Here is a 15,468-nt window from a genome sequence, read left to right on the forward strand (position 1 = left end):
GCGGCCGGTTCCGCGCGGCCGAACGCCGGTCACCGTCAGGACCTTTCGGCGAGGTGCGCGGTGTCCCGCTCGATGCGTTCGGCGCGTACGACGTACCAGCGGCCGAGAACGACGAGCGCGGGGTACACGCCGACACCGAGGACGGCCCAGACGACGAGGGCGCTGCCCGGCCAGGTCGCCGGGTCGGGCAGCGCCGCGAAGACGAGGGGCAGCAGCCCGACGAGGGCGACGAGCAGGCCGAAGGTCGTCGCACTGAGCCTGAGTTGACGGCGCATCAGGGACCGGAGGGCGAGGGAGTCGGCCGGGGAGACGTTCTCGTGCGCCCGGGCGGTGCCGCGGGCCGCGCGGGAGGCCCGCGGAGTCCCCGTGACCACTTCACGTCGAGGAGTCCCAGGTGCACCCATACCGCGTCCTCCGGCCCGCGAAGATCACACTTCGCAGTGGAGTGTACGCATCAGTGAACCAAAGGGACAGCGTCCGGATCCGGGCGGCACGGCGCTCCGTTGCACAAGGTGAGGACGGTGCGGGGCGTCAGTCCCCCGTACACGGACCGCATCGGTCCTCGGCGGGTGAACCCCGGCCGGGGGAAGGAGCGGGCGAGGACCGGAAGACGCAGGTCGCCGCGGCCCCCAGCGAGAACGTGACCAGGAACTCGGCGGGACGGCGGTGGCCGGCCGCCGACTGCGACACCCCGCCGCTCCCCCTTTCCGGGCTCAGAGGTGCCGCTGCCTCCTCGGCAACAGCGGTTCGATCCGCTCCCACAGTTCATCCGACACGGCCCACGGCGACGCCCCCCGTGATCTGACCAACCGGTGAAGGTCGGGCTGGGAGACGATGATCGGTTCGGATACTGTCCGAGCGAGGAGACTCCACCAGGGGGATGGGATGGACGCGGAGACCGTCACCGCGATATGCGCGGTCGTGATTGCTGTCGCGTCGCTGGTCGTCTCGGTCTACCAGACGCACGCCATGCGACAACACAACCGCCACTCGGTGCGCCCGATACTCCAGCTACACCGCGGTTGGCCGCCGGGAGGCAGAGCGGGGATCCGGCTCATCAACTCCGGACTCGGACCGGCGGTCATCGTCGACAGCACGCTCACCGTCGACGACGAAGTGATCGGCTCCTGGAACGCACCCGGTGTCGACCGTGTCCGCGACCGCCTGTCGGTGCGCCCATCCGCTGTGACCTTCAACCAGGGAGAGGTCATCGCCACCGACTATGAACAGTACTTGTTGAGTGTCGCGAGCTACGACCCGCAGCATCACACCGACATCGAGGCCCTGATCAATCGGCGGCTCACCCTCGAGATCCGCTACGAGTCCCTGTATGGCGGCGAGAATTACACAGCCGTCCTACGCCCCACCCGTTGACAGAGGCACTCCGCGCGATGGCACCGGCCATCCTGTGGGAGGGTGTAGGCGCGCTGCGCGCTCTCCGCCATGGACGGCAGGGGCACGGGGCCGGGCGGCGCGAGACGCGGAAGACTGTCCATGCGGGTCATGGCGTGGCGTTCTGGCGCAGCGCCCCACAGCACCCGAAGGCCGGCGCGCCTGTCACATCGCGTACAGCGCCTGGTGCGTGGCATAGGCAAAACCGTCGTCCCCGCTGAGGATTCCGATGACTCTCTCGCAGCACATCGGCCGGGGCCTCCGGCGGATCACGCCACTCATTGAGCTGTGCTTGGCTCAGCATCGTGTAACAGGCTTCGAGATGCCTGACGTGTGACGGGGCGTTCACGACGTACATACTCGCCAACGGCCGTCCCGCTGCGCCCTCGAGCAGGTAACCCTCGTCCTCGCCGGTCACGGCGTCCGGTGTAAGAGCCTGGAATCGCCTGGGGAGCACCCTTCCCAGCTCGCCCCGACTGGCATAGGCAACCTGCACGGTCGTTGCCTGTGCTTCTGTCAGTCTGGCCCTGTAGGAGTAGTGAAGGGAGTGCAGGAGGGGTTCTTCGAGCGAGACGAAGTCCGCGGCGAGAACCGGACCGTTCAGAATGAGTAAGTGCACGACGCGTCCACCGGTGCCGTCCGGGACATCATGGCCGCATCCGCTCGGAGTCTTCGAAAGGGAAGGTCAGGAGGCGGAGTCTCCGGGATTCGGTGGCCAGGATGTGCACGATCCTGTTGTCGTATCTCATGTGTCGTAGTGAGCAGATGTGCCCGTCGAGGAGTGTTCCCTCTCGTGCGTTGTCGCTTCGCCTGGACAACGCGGCCGGATCGACCGCTTTCCGTCGGTGGAGGCCAGGTCGGCACGGCCCGGACGCTCTCCGACCCGCGCGCATCCCGGGTCACCCAGGACGACCAGCCACCCCCGAGGGGCCGAGATCATCCTTCATGTACTGCGCTTCGACCCACTCGAGGGCACTGGTTCCCAGGTGGTCACAGAAAAGAGTAAGAGGCTGTTTCGGATCGCTCCGATACAGCCTCTGACCTGCGACTTCGCAAAGTCGGGACGACAGGATTTGAACCTGCGACCCCTTGACCCCCAGTCAAGTGCGCTACCAAGCTGCGCCACGTCCCGCCGCGGTCTCACGCGCGGTGTTCCGCGTGATCACGCAGGTCAACCCTACCGCACCCGCGCGGGTGCCCGTGTCGTTCCCGGCACGGCGGCCGGTTCGGCGAGGTGGGCGGGGCGGCGGACCGGGACGAGGAGCGCGGCGCCCGCCGCGGCCAGGCAGAGCAGGGCGAGCAGGGCCCAGCCGTGGGTGTAGCCGGAGGCGTGGGGCAGGCCCGAGGGCTGGAGCCGCCCGGTGACCAGGACGCTGGTGAGAGCGGCGCCGATGGAGCCGCCGATGGTGCGGATGTTGGCGTTCATGCCGGTCGCGGCGCCGGTCTGCTCGGGCGGCACACTGCCCACGATGAGGTTGGCCATCGAGGCGAAGGCTAGCCCGATGCCGAGGCCGAACAGACCGGCGACGACGGCGATCTGCCACTGCGCGTCATGCCAGAGGGTGAGGAATCCGCAGGCCAGCGCCCCGAGGGCGGCGCCGGCGGTGAGCAGCGCCTTGGCCCCGACACGGGGTTCCAGACGGCCCGACAGGACGCCGGAGAGGAACATCGCGACGAGCATCGGCAGCATGAGCAGGCCGGAGGCGGTCACGCTGGCGCCGAAGCCGTAGCCGGCCGCGGACGGTGTCTGGACGAAGCCGGGCAGAAAGGACCAGATGGAGTACATGCCGGCGCCGAACAGCAGGGCGGCGGTGTTGGTCGTCCACACCGCGGGCAACCGGAGTACACGCAGGTCGATGAGCGGGCTGCGCGAGCGGGCCTCGGCCGTCAGCCACACCGCGAACAGCACGACGGCGGCGGCGAACAGACCGAGCACCTTCGCCGAGCCCCAGCCCCACTGCCCGGCCTGGCTCAGCGGCAGCAACAGGGCCACCAGCCAGCCGGAGAGCAGCACGGCTCCGCCCCAACTGACCGTGCCGGAGGCCCTCTTGGGCGACTCGGGGACGTAGCGCAGGGCGATCAGGACGGTCGCGGCGACGATCCCCACCGGGATCCAGAACAGCCAGCGGTAGTCGAGCGCGGACACGATCGGGCCGGCGGCCACCATGCCGACACCGCCACCGGCGGCGATGACGGCGGAGAGGTTGCTGATATTGCCGCTGACCTGGGCCGGGGCGAACTCGTCCCGGATGATGCCGAAGGAGAGCGGGAACAGGGCTCCGCCGACGCCCTGGATCACCCGGGCGACGATGAGCACGCCGATGTTCGGGGCCAGCGCGGCGACGAGGCAGCCCGCGAGGACGGTCAGCAGGACGGCGACGAGGGTCCGCTTCTTGCCGGCGAGATCGCCTACGCGACCGAGGATCGGGGTGAAGACCGAGGCGGACAGCAGATAGGCCGTCATCACCCAGGTCGCGGTGGACTGGGAGGTGTGCAGGGCGTGCTGGACGGTCGGCAGGGCCGGCGCGATCAGCGACTGCAGCATGGCGAACACGCCGGCACCGGTCGCGAGGACGGCGAACGTGAGGCGATTGGACGGGCGGGACATGAAGAAGCCTCTCCGGAATCAGGGAAGCGGAGGGTCGAATGTGAAGAGGGCACGGTCGTACGGGTCGTGCCACGGGAGCGCGGGGCCGGCGGCGCGGGCCGCGTCCGGCCACGGCGGAGCCACCCCGCACTGCTAAAGTGGAGGTACCCCTCCACTGTAGCGGAGGTACCCCTCCGGTTCAATCGACGCCCTCCCGGGAGGCAGCAGTGACGGCCACGCCGTTCCCCGTCAGCGAGATCGTGGCGACCCGCCGGCCGCACCGCAAGGACGCCGCCCGCAACTACGACGCCCTGCTCGCCGCCGCCCGCGAGGCGTTCGCCGAGCACGGCTCCGAGGCGTCCCTGGAAGACATCGCCCGCCGCGCCGGCGTGGGCATCGGCACGCTGTACCGGAACTTCCCGACCCGCCGCGACCTGTTCGAGACCGTCTACGCGGACGAGGTCAACGCCCTGTGCCGGGCGGCCGCGGAGGTCGCGGACCGGGAGCCGTGGGAGGCACTGACGTCCTGGCTCGACCGGTTCGCCGGATACATGGTCACCAAGCGCGCGGTGCGAGAGGCCCTGAACGGCGAGTCGGACATCTTCCGGGCCTGCCGCGAGTCCATGTACGCGGCCGGCGGCCCGCTGCTGGAGCGGGCGCAGCGGGCCGGCGCCGCCCGGGCGGACATGGACTTCGGGGACCTGCTGCGGTTGGTCGCCGGGATCACCGCGACGTCCTTCGAGGACACCGCCCAGCGGGACCGGGTCCTCGCCATCGCCCTGGACGGGGTCCGCGTGACCCGCTGAACCGGCCGGTCCGGGGGCCCGGTCCGGCCGCTACTTGATGAGGGCGTTCGCCACCACCACGATCAGCCCCAGCGTCGCGTCGCCCAGCCCCATGAGGACGGCGACCGGCCAGCGCCGCGCCGTCCAGCGGGCGGTGATGACGCCGAGCACGAAGAGGATCACGATGTTCAGCACGAACGCCGTGTACTCGACACCCTTCGCGGGCCACCACCCCCAGCGCGCGCCCGCGAGCAGGAAGGCGGTGGGCAGCACGGCCGTGACGAGCGGCCACTCGTTGCGCATCGCGAGGAGCACGTCCCACCGGCGGTGCGGTGCGCGCTCGGCGATGTAGTGGGCGTAGCCGTGGGCGAGCGCGGAGGCGCACGCGGTCACCAGCACCCAGGCGGCGTCGTAACCGCGGACCTCGGCGGACGTGTGCCCGTACTGGGTGAGGGCCGCGACCAAGGAGCTGGCGAGGACGGCGCCGTACACCCCGCCGAAGAGGACCATCTCGCGCGTGTCGTGGTGCCGGGGCGGCGCCGTGCCGACCGCCGTGGAGTCAGCCATGCCCCCACGATCACCCGGCCCGCGCGCCGCTGCCACTCCGTGCGCCCCCCGACGAAGTGTCCTTCGACCAGGCCCGACGCCCCACACACTGTCCACGGCGGCGCGGCGCGCGGGCCGACTAGGGTCGGCCGTATGACGCACAGCTTCGCGCTTCACATCCCCGACGCCGATCTCGAACCCGAGCCCCTGGACCCGGAGCAGATCGTCTCCGGGAACCCGGAGGTCACCGGAAAGGTGGTCTGGGAGTCGCCGGACGGGCGGCAGATCCGGGGGGTCTGGCAGATCACTCCGGGCGTGGTCACGGACACCGAGGCGGACGAGCTGTTCGTGGTGATCAGCGGGTCGGCGACGATCGAGGTGGCGGACGGGCCGACGCTGACCGTGGGGCCCGGCGACATGGCGGTGCTCCGCGCGGGCGACCGTACGACGTGGACGGTGCACGAGACGCTGCGCAAGGCCTACGCGATCAATCTGTGAGGCCGTCCCCGGGCGGCCCGGTCGTTCCGCGGATCTCCAGCGTCGGCGCGGCCAGCCGCACCCGCGCCTCGGCCTCCGGCCGCTCGAAGCGGTCCAGCAGACAGCGGGCGGCGCGCCGGCCCACCTCGTGCGGGGAGGTGTCGACGGTGGTCAGCCACACGTGCCGCAGCCGGGCGATGCTGGTGTTGTCGTACCCGGTCACCGACAGGTCGCGGGGCACCCGCAGGCCCAGTTCCGCCGCCGCCGAGAGCGCGCCCACCGCGGCCATGTCGTTGACGGCGAAGAGCGCGGTGGGCCGCTGGGCACGGCTGAGCAGCCGTACGGTGCCGCGGTAGCCGCCCTCCTCGGTCAGGTCCCCGGGTTCCACCAGCGGCTCGGCGCCGTGCTCGCGCATCGCCGCCTCGAAGCCCCGTCGGCGCAGTGCGCCGACGGCGCCCTGGCCCGCGAGGTGCCCGATCCGGCGGTGGCCGAGCCCCAGCAGGTGCTCGGTGGCGAGCCGGGCGCCCTGCTCGTCGTCCCCGGCGACGACGTCCACCCCCGGCGGCTGCGTCTCGCGGGCGCCCGCCACGACCACCGGCATCCGCCGGGCGAGCGCGCCGAGCCCGCCCGCGTCGGGGACCGTGCCGACCACCACCAGGCCGTCGGCGCCCAGGTCGAGGAAGGGTTCGGCGAGGTCGTGGCCCATCCGCCGGTTCAGCCGGGCGTCGGCCAGGAGCATGTGCAGTCCGGCCGCGTGCAGCGGGGAGTTGAGCCCGTCGAGCAGGTCCACGAACCAGGGGTTGCGCAGGTCGTCCAGGAGGACGCCGATGGTCCGGGTGCGCTGCTCGCTGAGGCTGCGGGCCGCCGCGTTCGGCCGGTAGCCCAGTTCACGCACGGCCCGCAGGACCGCCTCCCGCTTCTCCGGGCGCACCGGGCCGGAGTCGCGCAGCACCAGGGAGACCAGCGACTTCGACACTCCGGCCCGTTCGGCCACGTCGCGGATCGTCGGCGGTCTCATGGCATGGACCGTTCCATGCGGCGTGCCGTCCTGTCAAAGGCTTGACACCCTTGCCATGTCAGCACAAAGGTGACCCGGGACAGAAGATGGACCGGTCCAATGAGGGGCTGTCGTCATGGTGGATGCGCTGGGTGTCGCCGTCGTCGGGTTCGGCTGGATGGGCCGGGTGCACACCCGGGCGTACGCCCGGCTGCCGCACCACTATCCCCGGCTCCCCCTGCGGCCCCTGCTGGTCGCGGTCGCCGAGGAGGTGCCGGGGCGGGCGGAGGAGGCCGCCGAGCGGTTCGGGTTCGCCTCCGCGACCCGCGACTGGCGCGAGGTGGCAGCCGACCCGCGCGTCCGGGCGGTCAGCGTCACCGCGCCCAACTTCCTGCACCGGGAGATCGGTGTGGCGATGGCCGAGGCCGGCAAGCACCTCTGGATCGAGAAGCCGGTGGGCCTGACCGCCGGGGACGCCCGTGCGGTCGCCGACGCGGTCGCGAGGGCGGGGGTGCAGGGCACGGTCGGCTTCAACTACCGCAACGCGCCCGCGGTGGAGGCCGCCCGGGAGCTGATCTCCTCCGGCGGGATCGGCACGGTCACGCATGTGCGGATCCGCCTCTTCAGCGACTACGCCGCCCACCCGGACGGCGCGCTGACCTGGCGGTACGAGCGCGAGCGCGGCGGCAGCGGGGTGCTCGGCGACCTGGCCTCGCACGGTGCGGACCTGGCCCGTTTCCTGCTCGGCGACATCGCCTCGCTCACCGCCGACACCGCGATCTTCGTGCCGCGGCGCGCCCGCCCGGCCGGTGCGACGGCCGGCCACGCCCTGGCCTCGGGCGGCGCACCGGGCCCGGTCGAGAACGAGGACTACGTCAGCTGCCTGCTGCGCTTCGCCTCCGGTGCCCGCGGTGTCCTGGAGGCCTGCCGGGTCTCGGTCGGCGAACAGAACAACTACGGCTTCGAGGTGCACGGCACCCGGGGCGCGGTGTTCTGGGACTTCCGCCGGATGAACGAACTCGGGGTGAGCCGCGGCACGACGTACCAGGACCAGCCGGTGAGCACGGTGTACGTCGGTCCGGGCGCCGGGGAGTTCGCCGCGTTCCAGCCGGGCGCGGCCAACGCGATGGGCTACGACGACCTGAAGGTGATCGAGGCCCACCGCTTCGTACGGTCCATCGCCGAGGGCACGCCGTACGGCACCACTCTCGCGGACGCGGTGCACAGCGCACGCGTGCTCGACGCCATGGCGGAGTCGGCCCGGACCGGCGGATGGGTCAGCCCGTAGGCATGTTGTACGGGGTGACCACCTGGATGGCCGACGGCAGCAGCGGCCCGGCGGGCGGCAGCGCGCCGTGGCGGCGCATCACCTCCTGACATGCCTCGCGCACATCGTGCCGCAGGTCGTGGTGGAGCACGGCGGACAGCCGGTGTTCGCGCAGCAGACGGGTGTTGTCGTGGTCCAGGTCGTGCGCGACGAACACCGCGCAGTCGCGGCCGAGATCGGCGAACGCCCGCAGGGTGGCGTTGTTGCCGCCGCCGATGGAGTACACCGCGCGGATCTCCGGGTCGCGGCGCAGGGCGGCGAGGACCAGGTCGTACTGCGTGGCGTCCAGGCCCTGCCCCTCGGTGATCTCCACCAGCGCGCGCTCCGGATGCCGGGCTCGCATGGTGGCGCGGAACCCCATCTCGCGCTCCTCCTCGTTGCGGAAGAAGCCGCTGCTGAGGCTGGTGAGGACGTTGCCGGGCCGGTCGCCGAGCCATTGGCCCGTCAGATAGGCGGCGGTGGCGCCGGCCGCGCGGTTGTCGATGCCGACGTAGGCGACGCGCGCGCTCGCCGGCAGGTCGGTGACGAGGGTGACGACCGGGACACCGGCGGCGGTGAGCCGGCCGACGGCCGCGGTGATCTCGGGGACGTCCGGCGCCTTGAGGATGACGCCCTGCGAGCCGCGCCGGGCTATCCGGTCCAGCGTGCGGACCAGTTCCCCGACCGGTCCGGTCTCGCGGAAGTGGAAGCGGGAGCGGACGACCGCCGGACGCAGCGCGGGCAGTTCGGCCTCCAGGGCGGCCCGTACGGCGGTGGTGAACCGCTCGGGCGCCTGCGCCACGATGTCGACCATGAAGGTACGGCCGACCAGCCGGACCTGGGTGCGCTGCCGGTCGAGATCGGCGATGGCCCGGTGCACCTCCCGCGCGGTGTTCTCCCGCACCCCTCCCCTGCCGTTCAGCACCCGGTCCACGGTGGCCTCGCTGAGACCCGCCTGACGCGCGATCTCCCGGATCGGGAACGGGTGGCCCATGGACCGTCTCCTTGAGGGGTTTTTGATGGCTTGCTGCTGGTTGTTCGAGGGGTTTGTACTGACAAGAATGACAGGGCCGCGCCGCTTCCGTGACCGGGGGCCGCTCCCTGGATCCGGCGGGCCGCCCCCGCGCCGCGCCGATGGGGGACGAGGCGTGGCCGCCCGGGCGGTTGCGCACCGGACCGCGGGCGGCGGCGGAACGCCGGGAGAGCTGAGGAACGCATGGGACTTCTCGACGACAAGGTCGTCCTCGTCAACGGCGGCAGCCAGGGTCTGGGGGCCGCGATCGCGCGGGCCGCCGTCCGCGAGGGCGCCGCCGTGGCGGTGAGCGGGCGACGCCCGGAGCCGGGTGAGGCGCTGGTGGCGGAGCTGTCGGCCGCCGGGGGCCGGGCGCGGTACGTGCGCGCCGACCTGGCGGACGCCGAGCAGGCCAAGGCGTCGGTGGCCGCGGTGGTGGACGCCTACGGCCGGATCGACTGCCTGGTGAACTCGGCCGGGCTGACCTCGCGGGGGACGCTTCTGGACACCACGCCGGAGCTGTTCGACGCGCACATCGCGGTCAACCTCAAGGGGCCGTTCTTCGCGATGCAGGCGGCGGTCGCCGACATGACGGCCCGCGAGGCGCCCGGCACGATCGTCAACGTCATCACCTCGTCGGCGCACGGCGGGCAGCCGTTCCTCGCGCCGTACGTCGCCGCCAAGGCGGGCCTGGCGGGTCTCACCCGGAACGCGGCGCACGCCCACCGCTGGGACCGGATCCGGATCAACGGCCTGAACATCGGCTGGACGGCCACGGAGGGCGAGGACGCCGTCCAGCGCGCCTTCCACGGCGCCGGCGACGACTGGCAGGAGCGGGCCGCGGCCCGGCTGCCGATGGGCAGGCTCGGCCGGCCGGACGAAATCGCCGACTTCGTGGTCCTCCTGCTGTCCGACCGGTCCGGCGTGGTCACCGGCTCGGTGATCGACTGGGACCAGAACGTGCTCGGCGGCCTCGACTAGAACTTCGCACCTGACCCTGGGAGCAGCACTCCATGCGTATCGGAATCCTCGGCCTCGGCCGCATCGGCGCCTTCCACGCCGAGACCCTCTCCGGCCTGGACGCCGTCGAGTCGCTCGTCGTCGCCGATCCGTTCGCGGACGCGGCCAAGGCCGCCGCCGAGCGGTTCGGCGCCGAGGTCGCGGACTCGCCGGAGGCGCTGCTGGCCGCCGGTGTGGACGGCATCGTGGTGGCCGCCGCCACCGACGCCCATCCCGCCCTGATCCTGGCCGGTGTCGAGGCCGGCGTCCCGGTCTTCTGCGAGAAGCCCGTCGCCCGGACGACGAGCGAGGGCGTCGCGGTCCTCAAGGCCGTCCGGGACAGCGGCGTGCCGATCCAGATCGGCTACAACCGGCGCTTCGACGCGGGCTTCGCCGCCGCTCGGGCCGCCGTTCAGGCCGGTGAACTGGGCAAACTGCACACGGTCCGGTCCACCACCCTGGACCCGGCGCCGCCCCCGGCCGCGTACGTCGCCGCGTCCGGCGGCATCTTCCGCGACTGCTCCGTGCACGACTTCGACATCATCCGCTGGGTGACGGGCCGTGAGGTCGGCGAAGTGTACGCGGTGGGCGGCAACCGGGGCGCCGCCTACATCGCGGAGGCGGGCGACGCGGACACCACCGGCGCGCTCCTGACCCTGGACGACGGCACGATCGCCGTGGTGTCGAACTCCCGGCACAACGGTCGTGGTTACGACGTGCGCATGGAACTGCACGGCTTCGCCGACTCCATCGCCGTCGGTCTGGAGGACAGGCTCCCGCTGCGCTCGGTGGAGCCCGGCGCGACCTTCCCCTGCGGCGTCCCGCACGACTTCTTCATGGACCGCTTCACCGCCGCCTACCGCGCCGAGCTGACCGCGTTCACCGAGGTCGTGTCCGGCGCCCGGCCCTCCCCCTGCACCGTCGGGGACGCCCTGGAGGCGGGGTGGATCGCGGAGGCCTGCACCCTGTCGCTGCGCGAGCACCGGCCGGTGACGCTCGCTGAGGTGCGGGAGGGCTGAGCGCACGCGGCGGCGCCGGGCCACGGGCCCGGCGCCGTACGTCCTCCCGGATCTTCAGCCGCAGTACCGGATCAGCCACTCGTCCGGGTTGTACGTGTCCCGTGCCGGATCCGGCGTGGTCGCCGGCTTGGTCTCCACCGTGTCCTCCGGGCGTATCCGCTCGGGCAGGGAGCCGAAGCGGTCGCGGCGCAGGACCGCGGCGTCGGCCGGGTCCTCGGACGTCGTGCGTGGTTCCGTGCGGTGTGTCATCTCGTCCTCCCGTCTGCGCGGGCATCCCCCGACATCGAGCACAACGCCCGCGTGCCCCCGGTTGGTTCCCGGCCACCGCGCGGCCGAATCCGTCGGGGTACCGCAGGAACCGGGCCGCGGTCACCGGACCGCGGCCCGTCCCGTCAGGCCCCGCAGGAGCGCAGGAAGCGCCGGGTGCGCACCGCGATCGGCAGCGGCTTGTCCGGCTCGCACGGGTACATGTCCTGCTCCACGACGGCGAACAGGTCCACGCCCAGCCGCTGCGCGGCCTCCAGGACGGGTCCCAGTTCCGGGATGCCCGAGGGAGGTTCGCACATGACCCCGCGCTGCACGGCCGGCCCGAACGGCACCCCGCCCGCGACCACGTCGGCCAGGATGTCCGGGTCGACCTGCTTGAGGTGCAGGTAGCCGATGCGCTCGCCGTAGGTCTCGATCAGCTTGACGCTGTCGCCGCCGCAGTAGGCGTAGTGCCCGGTGTCCAGGCACAGGTTGACCAGGCCGGCGTCGGTCGAGTCCAGGAAGCGCTCGACGTGCTCCTCGGTGTCGATGTGGGTGTCGGCGTGCGGGTGCACGACGATGTCCAGGCCGTAGGTCTCCTTGACCTCGTGGCCGAGGCGTTCCATGCCCTGCGTCAGGTGCGCCCACTGCTCGGCGGTCAGCTCCGGCGGCTCCAGGATCTCGGCGGTCTTGTCGTCCCGCCAGAAGGAGGGGATCACCACGAGGTGCCGGGCGCCCATCGCCCGGGTGAGCGCGGCGACCCGGCCGACGTGCGCCCAGGTCTCCTCCCAGACGGCCGGGCCGCGGTGCAGCCCGGTGAAGACCGTGCCCGCCGAGACCTTGAGGTTCCGTCTGGCCACCTCCTCGGTCAGCCGCGCGGGGTCGGTGGGCAGGTAGCCGTACGGGCCCAGCTCGATCCAGTCGTAGCCGGCCTCGGCGACCTCGTCGAGGAAGCGTTCCCAGGGCACCTGGCGGGGGTCGTCGGGGAACCAGACACCCCAGGAGTCGGGGGCCGAGCCGACCCGGATGCGGTCGAGCGGGGAGGGGTGCGCCATGGTCAGGAGTCTCCTTCCGGGGAGGGCGCCACGGGGGCGGTGAGGTCGTCCTCTTCGGGCAGTCCCTCGACGTCGACGCCGCGGACCTGGGCCAGTTCGTGCTTGAGCGCGGCGAGTTCGGCGCCGCCGGCCATGTGGTTGGTCAGCTCTTCCAGGCCGACCTCGCTGCGTTCGGCGGACAGTTCGAGGGTGCCGAGGCGCAGGACGCTGAAGTGATCGCCGACCATGTAGGCGTGGTGGGGGTTGTGGGTGATGAAGATGACGCCGAGGCCGCGGTCCCGGGCGGCGGCGATGTACTTGAGCACCACGCCGGACTGCTTGACGCCGAGGGCGGCGGTCGGCTCGTCCAGGATGAGGACGCGGGCGCCGAAGTAGACGGCGCGGGCGATGGCCACGCTCTGCCGCTGGCCGCCGGAGAGAGTGCCGATGGGCTGTTCCAGGTCGTCCAGGACGATACCCATGTGGCGCAGTTCCTCGTCGGCCGTCCGCTTCATCCGGTGGATGTCCAGGCGGCGGACCGGCCAGGGGCCCTTGGTCATCTCCGAGCCGAGGAAGAAGTTCCGCCACACGGGCATGAGGGGGACGGTGGCCAGGTCCTGGTAGACGGTGGCGATGCCCTTGTGCAGCGCCTCGCGCGGGGTGGTGAAGCGCACCGGGTGCCCGTCGACGAGGAACTCGCCCTCGGTGTGCTGGTGCAGACCGGAGATGATCTTGATGAGGGTGGACTTGCCGGCGCCGTTGTCGCCGAGCACGCAGGTGACCCGGCCGGCGTGGACCCGCAGGTCGACGCCGTGCAGGGCGCGGACGTTGCCGTAGGACTTGCCGGCGCCGCGCAGTTCGACCAGAGGTCCGTCCTGGTCGGGTGTGCCGTCCTGGAGGACGGCGCCGTGGGTTCCGGTTCCGTTGTCAGTCATGGGTCACCTCCGGGTCGCCGTGCGCTGGACCCACAGATTGATCAGGACGGCGCCGAGGAGCATCACGCCGAGGAAGGCCTTGAACCAGTCGGGGTTCCAGCCGGCGTAGACGATGCCCTGCTGGACCATGCCGAACATGAACGCGCCGAAGACCGGGCCGATCGCCGAGCCGTAGCCGCCGGTGAGCAGGCAGCCGCCGATGACGGCCGCGGCGATGTAGATCAGCTCCTGGCCCACGCCCTCGCCGGACTGCACGGTGTTGAACGAGAACAGGTTGTGCATGCCGACGAACCAGGCGCCGAACCCCACCAGCATGAACAGGGTGATCTTGGTGAAGTTCACCGGGACGCCGACCGCCCGGGCGCTGTCCTTGTCGCCGCCCACGGCGAAGATCCAGTTGCCGTACTTGGTGCGCAGCAGCACCCAGGTGGCCAGGGCGGCGAAGACCAGCCACCACACCACGGTGATCTTGACCTGGACCCCGCCGATGCCGAAGGAGGAGGCGAAGATCTTCTCGGCCTGGTCGAAGCCGTCCATGTCGCTGATGTCGTCGGTGGCGACGTTGCCGGTGACCAGCTTGGTCACGGCGAGGTTGACGCCCTGGAGGATCAGGAAGGTGCCGAGGGTGACCAGGAAGCTGGGCAGCCCGGTCCTGACCACCATCCAGCCGTTGAAGGCGCCGATCGCGAGGGACACGACCAGGGCGACGATCACTCCGCTCCACACGTTCAGCGTGAGCTGGTAGCTGAGCATGCTCGCGGTGAGCGCCGAGGAGATCACGGCGACGCCGGAGGAGAGGTCGAACTCGCCGCCGATCATCAGCAGGGCCACGGGAAGGGCCATGATGCCGATGGTGGAGGACTGGTAGAGGATGTTGGCCATCGAGCTGCCGTCGCGCACCGGCGGCGCCGCGATCAGGAAGAAGACCAGGACGGCGACGGCGCCGAGGAAGACGCCCACCTCGGGCCGGGCCAGCAGTCTCAGGGCGAGCGGACGGCGGGCGGTGCGGCCGTCGGTCTGCTTCGGGCCGGGTGCCGGGGAGCCGCCCACCGCCGGTTCGGCCTGCCGTGCCATGCCCATCACCGGGTGCCCTTCGCGGCGAACGCGGCGACCTTGTCGACGTTGGCCTTGTCGACGAAGGCCGGGCCGGTCAGCACCGGCTGCTCGCCGCCGCCGCTGAAGTTGCCGTTGTACTTGTAGAGCCACAGCGAGTCGACCGCCAGATAGCCCTGGAGGTAGGGCTGCTGGTCGACGGCGAACTCGATGGTGCCGTTCTGCACCGCCTTGACCAGTTCTTTGTTGAGGTCGAAGGTGGCCACCTTCGCCTTGCTGCCGGCGTCGCCCACCGACCGGACCGCGGTCAGGGCGTAGGGGGCGCCGAGGGTCACGACCGTGTCGACGGACTTGTCCTGCTTCAGCTTCGCCGTGATCGTGGACCGCACGGACGGCATGTCGGTGCCGTTCACGTACAGGGTCTCGGCGGTGCCCTTGAACGTCTTCCGCACGCCGTCGCAGCGCTGGGTGAGGCCCACGTTGCCCTGTTCCTGGATCACACAGACGATCTTCTTCGCGCCGGTGGTGTTCAGCTTGTTCCCGAACGCCTCCCCCGCCACGCTCTCGTCCTGTCCGAAGAACTCCAGCAGGCCGAGCTGCTTCCAGTCGCTCAGCCCCGAGTTGAGTCCGACCACGGGGATGCCGGCCTGCTCCGCCTTGGCGATCACGCCCTTCATCGCGTCGGGCTTGGCCAGGGTGAGCGCGACGCCGTCCACCTTCTGGTCGATGGCGTTCTGCACGAGGTTGGCCTGGTTGCCCGCGTTCGGGTCGGCGGAGTAGACGAGCTTGATGTTGTCCTTGGCCGCCGCGGCCTCGGCCCCCTTGCGGACGGTGTCCCAGAAGGTGTCTCCGGGTGCCTGGTGGGTGACCAGCGCGACGGTCATGCGGGGTGTGTTCGCCTTGCCCGCGGAGGCGTTCGCCGCTTCCTCCTCGGCCCTCTTGCCGCCGTGACTGCTGGAGCACCCGGCCAGGGTGAGGGCTGCCGCGGCGGCCACGGCCACGGCGGTGACCGGTCTGCGGGAGCGGGGACGAGAAGAGCGGTCCATCTTTCCTGCACCTCACTGTGCGTGCGACGGGGCA

The 15,468-nt window shown here is 71.5% G+C and carries 16 protein-coding genes and 1 tRNA gene; 6 read left to right on the plus strand and 11 right to left on the minus strand.

Annotation, left to right across the window (positions count from 1 at the left end; all coding sequences use genetic code 11):
* Nucleotides 1–35: 35 nt before the first annotated feature.
* A complete protein-coding gene (locus ACZ7KF_RS07830; RefSeq protein WP_471070156.1) occupies nucleotides 36–404 on the minus strand; it encodes a hypothetical protein in 369 nt (122 codons plus the stop codon).
* A gap of 481 nt (nucleotides 405–885) precedes the next feature.
* Between ACZ7KF_RS07830 and ACZ7KF_RS07835 the strand changes: the two genes are divergently transcribed.
* Nucleotides 886–1,374: a hypothetical protein gene (locus ACZ7KF_RS07835; protein ID WP_471070158.1), complete on the plus strand. Its 489-nt coding sequence runs from the start codon at nucleotides 886–888 to the stop codon at nucleotides 1,372–1,374.
* 1,076 nt (nucleotides 1,375–2,450) lie between these two features.
* On the opposite strand, the gene ACZ7KF_RS07840 is transcribed toward ACZ7KF_RS07835, so the two are convergent.
* Together ACZ7KF_RS07840 and ACZ7KF_RS07845 are read right to left on the minus strand one after the other, a co-directional pair.
* Nucleotides 2,451–2,524 (minus strand) — tRNA-Pro (locus tag ACZ7KF_RS07840).
* Nucleotides 2,525–2,569: 45 nt separating this feature from the next.
* Nucleotides 2,570–4,000 (minus strand): MFS transporter, encoded by a 1,431-nt coding sequence (locus ACZ7KF_RS07845; RefSeq protein WP_471070160.1) that lies wholly within the window; start codon nucleotides 3,998–4,000, stop codon nucleotides 2,570–2,572.
* A 206-nt stretch (nucleotides 4,001–4,206) separates the two neighbouring features.
* Here ACZ7KF_RS07845 and ACZ7KF_RS07850 point away from each other — a divergent pair, with 206 nt between their 5' ends.
* Complete coding sequence (locus ACZ7KF_RS07850; RefSeq protein ID WP_471070162.1) at nucleotides 4,207–4,785, plus strand: TetR/AcrR family transcriptional regulator; 579 nt, start codon at nucleotides 4,207–4,209, stop codon at nucleotides 4,783–4,785.
* Between the two features lie 30 nt (nucleotides 4,786–4,815).
* On the opposite strand, the gene ACZ7KF_RS07855 is transcribed toward ACZ7KF_RS07850, so the two are convergent.
* Nucleotides 4,816–5,331: a hypothetical protein gene (locus ACZ7KF_RS07855; RefSeq protein ID WP_471070163.1), complete on the minus strand. Its 516-nt coding sequence runs from the start codon at nucleotides 5,329–5,331 to the stop codon at nucleotides 4,816–4,818.
* Between the two features lie 132 nt (nucleotides 5,332–5,463).
* On the opposite strand from ACZ7KF_RS07855, the gene ACZ7KF_RS07860 reads away from it, so the two are divergent.
* The gene (locus ACZ7KF_RS07860; RefSeq protein WP_471070165.1) at nucleotides 5,464–5,808 is read left to right on the plus strand and encodes a cupin domain-containing protein; all 345 of its coding nucleotides are present in this window, start codon (nucleotides 5,464–5,466) and stop codon (nucleotides 5,806–5,808) included.
* On the opposite strand, the gene ACZ7KF_RS07865 is transcribed toward ACZ7KF_RS07860, so the two are convergent.
* Nucleotides 5,798–6,805, minus strand: a complete 1,008-nt coding sequence (locus ACZ7KF_RS07865; protein WP_471070167.1) for a LacI family DNA-binding transcriptional regulator — start codon at nucleotides 6,803–6,805, stop codon at nucleotides 5,798–5,800. The genes ACZ7KF_RS07860 and ACZ7KF_RS07865 overlap by 11 nt on opposite strands.
* Nucleotides 6,806–6,920: 115 nt before the next feature.
* On the opposite strand from ACZ7KF_RS07865, the gene ACZ7KF_RS07870 reads away from it, so the two are divergent.
* The gene (locus ACZ7KF_RS07870; protein ID WP_471070168.1) at nucleotides 6,921–8,072 is read left to right on the plus strand and encodes a Gfo/Idh/MocA family protein; all 1,152 of its coding nucleotides are present in this window, start codon (nucleotides 6,921–6,923) and stop codon (nucleotides 8,070–8,072) included.
* Here ACZ7KF_RS07870 and ACZ7KF_RS07875 read toward each other — a convergent pair.
* Nucleotides 8,062–9,084: a LacI family DNA-binding transcriptional regulator gene (locus tag ACZ7KF_RS07875; RefSeq protein WP_471070169.1), complete on the minus strand. Its 1,023-nt coding sequence runs from the start codon at nucleotides 9,082–9,084 to the stop codon at nucleotides 8,062–8,064. The genes ACZ7KF_RS07870 and ACZ7KF_RS07875 overlap by 11 nt on opposite strands.
* A gap of 222 nt (nucleotides 9,085–9,306) precedes the next feature.
* On the opposite strand from ACZ7KF_RS07875, the gene ACZ7KF_RS07880 reads away from it, so the two are divergent.
* Complete coding sequence (locus tag ACZ7KF_RS07880) at nucleotides 9,307–10,083, plus strand: SDR family oxidoreductase (RefSeq protein WP_471070171.1); 777 nt, start codon at nucleotides 9,307–9,309, stop codon at nucleotides 10,081–10,083.
* Between the two features lie 32 nt (nucleotides 10,084–10,115).
* Nucleotides 10,116–11,120, plus strand: coding sequence for a Gfo/Idh/MocA family protein (locus ACZ7KF_RS07885; protein WP_471070173.1), 1,005 nt, complete (start codon nucleotides 10,116–10,118; stop codon nucleotides 11,118–11,120).
* A gap of 54 nt (nucleotides 11,121–11,174) precedes the next feature.
* Here the strand turns inward: ACZ7KF_RS07885 and ACZ7KF_RS07890 are convergent, their stop codons facing one another.
* The 5 genes from ACZ7KF_RS07890 to ACZ7KF_RS07910 all read right to left on the minus strand — a co-directional run bounded on the left by ACZ7KF_RS07890 (nucleotide 11,175) and on the right by ACZ7KF_RS07910 (nucleotide 15,434).
* Nucleotides 11,175–11,369 carry a hypothetical protein gene (locus tag ACZ7KF_RS07890; RefSeq protein ID WP_471070175.1) on the minus strand — a complete coding sequence of 65 codons (195 nt, stop codon included), beginning with the start codon at nucleotides 11,367–11,369 and terminating at the stop codon, nucleotides 11,175–11,177.
* A 143-nt stretch (nucleotides 11,370–11,512) separates the two neighbouring features.
* A complete protein-coding gene (locus tag ACZ7KF_RS07895) occupies nucleotides 11,513–12,421 on the minus strand; it encodes a sugar phosphate isomerase/epimerase family protein (protein WP_471070177.1) in 909 nt (302 codons plus the stop codon).
* A 2-nt stretch (nucleotides 12,422–12,423) separates the two neighbouring features.
* A complete protein-coding gene (locus tag ACZ7KF_RS07900; RefSeq protein ID WP_471070179.1) occupies nucleotides 12,424–13,335 on the minus strand; it encodes an ATP-binding cassette domain-containing protein in 912 nt (303 codons plus the stop codon).
* A 3-nt stretch (nucleotides 13,336–13,338) separates the two neighbouring features.
* Nucleotides 13,339–14,415, minus strand: coding sequence for an ABC transporter permease (locus ACZ7KF_RS07905; RefSeq protein ID WP_471070180.1), 1,077 nt, complete (start codon nucleotides 14,413–14,415; stop codon nucleotides 13,339–13,341).
* The gene (locus ACZ7KF_RS07910) at nucleotides 14,415–15,434 is read right to left on the minus strand and encodes a sugar ABC transporter substrate-binding protein (RefSeq protein WP_471070182.1); all 1,020 of its coding nucleotides are present in this window, start codon (nucleotides 15,432–15,434) and stop codon (nucleotides 14,415–14,417) included. The genes ACZ7KF_RS07905 and ACZ7KF_RS07910 overlap by 1 nt, the downstream gene beginning before the upstream one ends.
* Nucleotides 15,435–15,468: the final 34 nt, after the last annotated feature.

Source organism: Streptomyces sp. NPDC038200 (assembly GCF_055600785.1).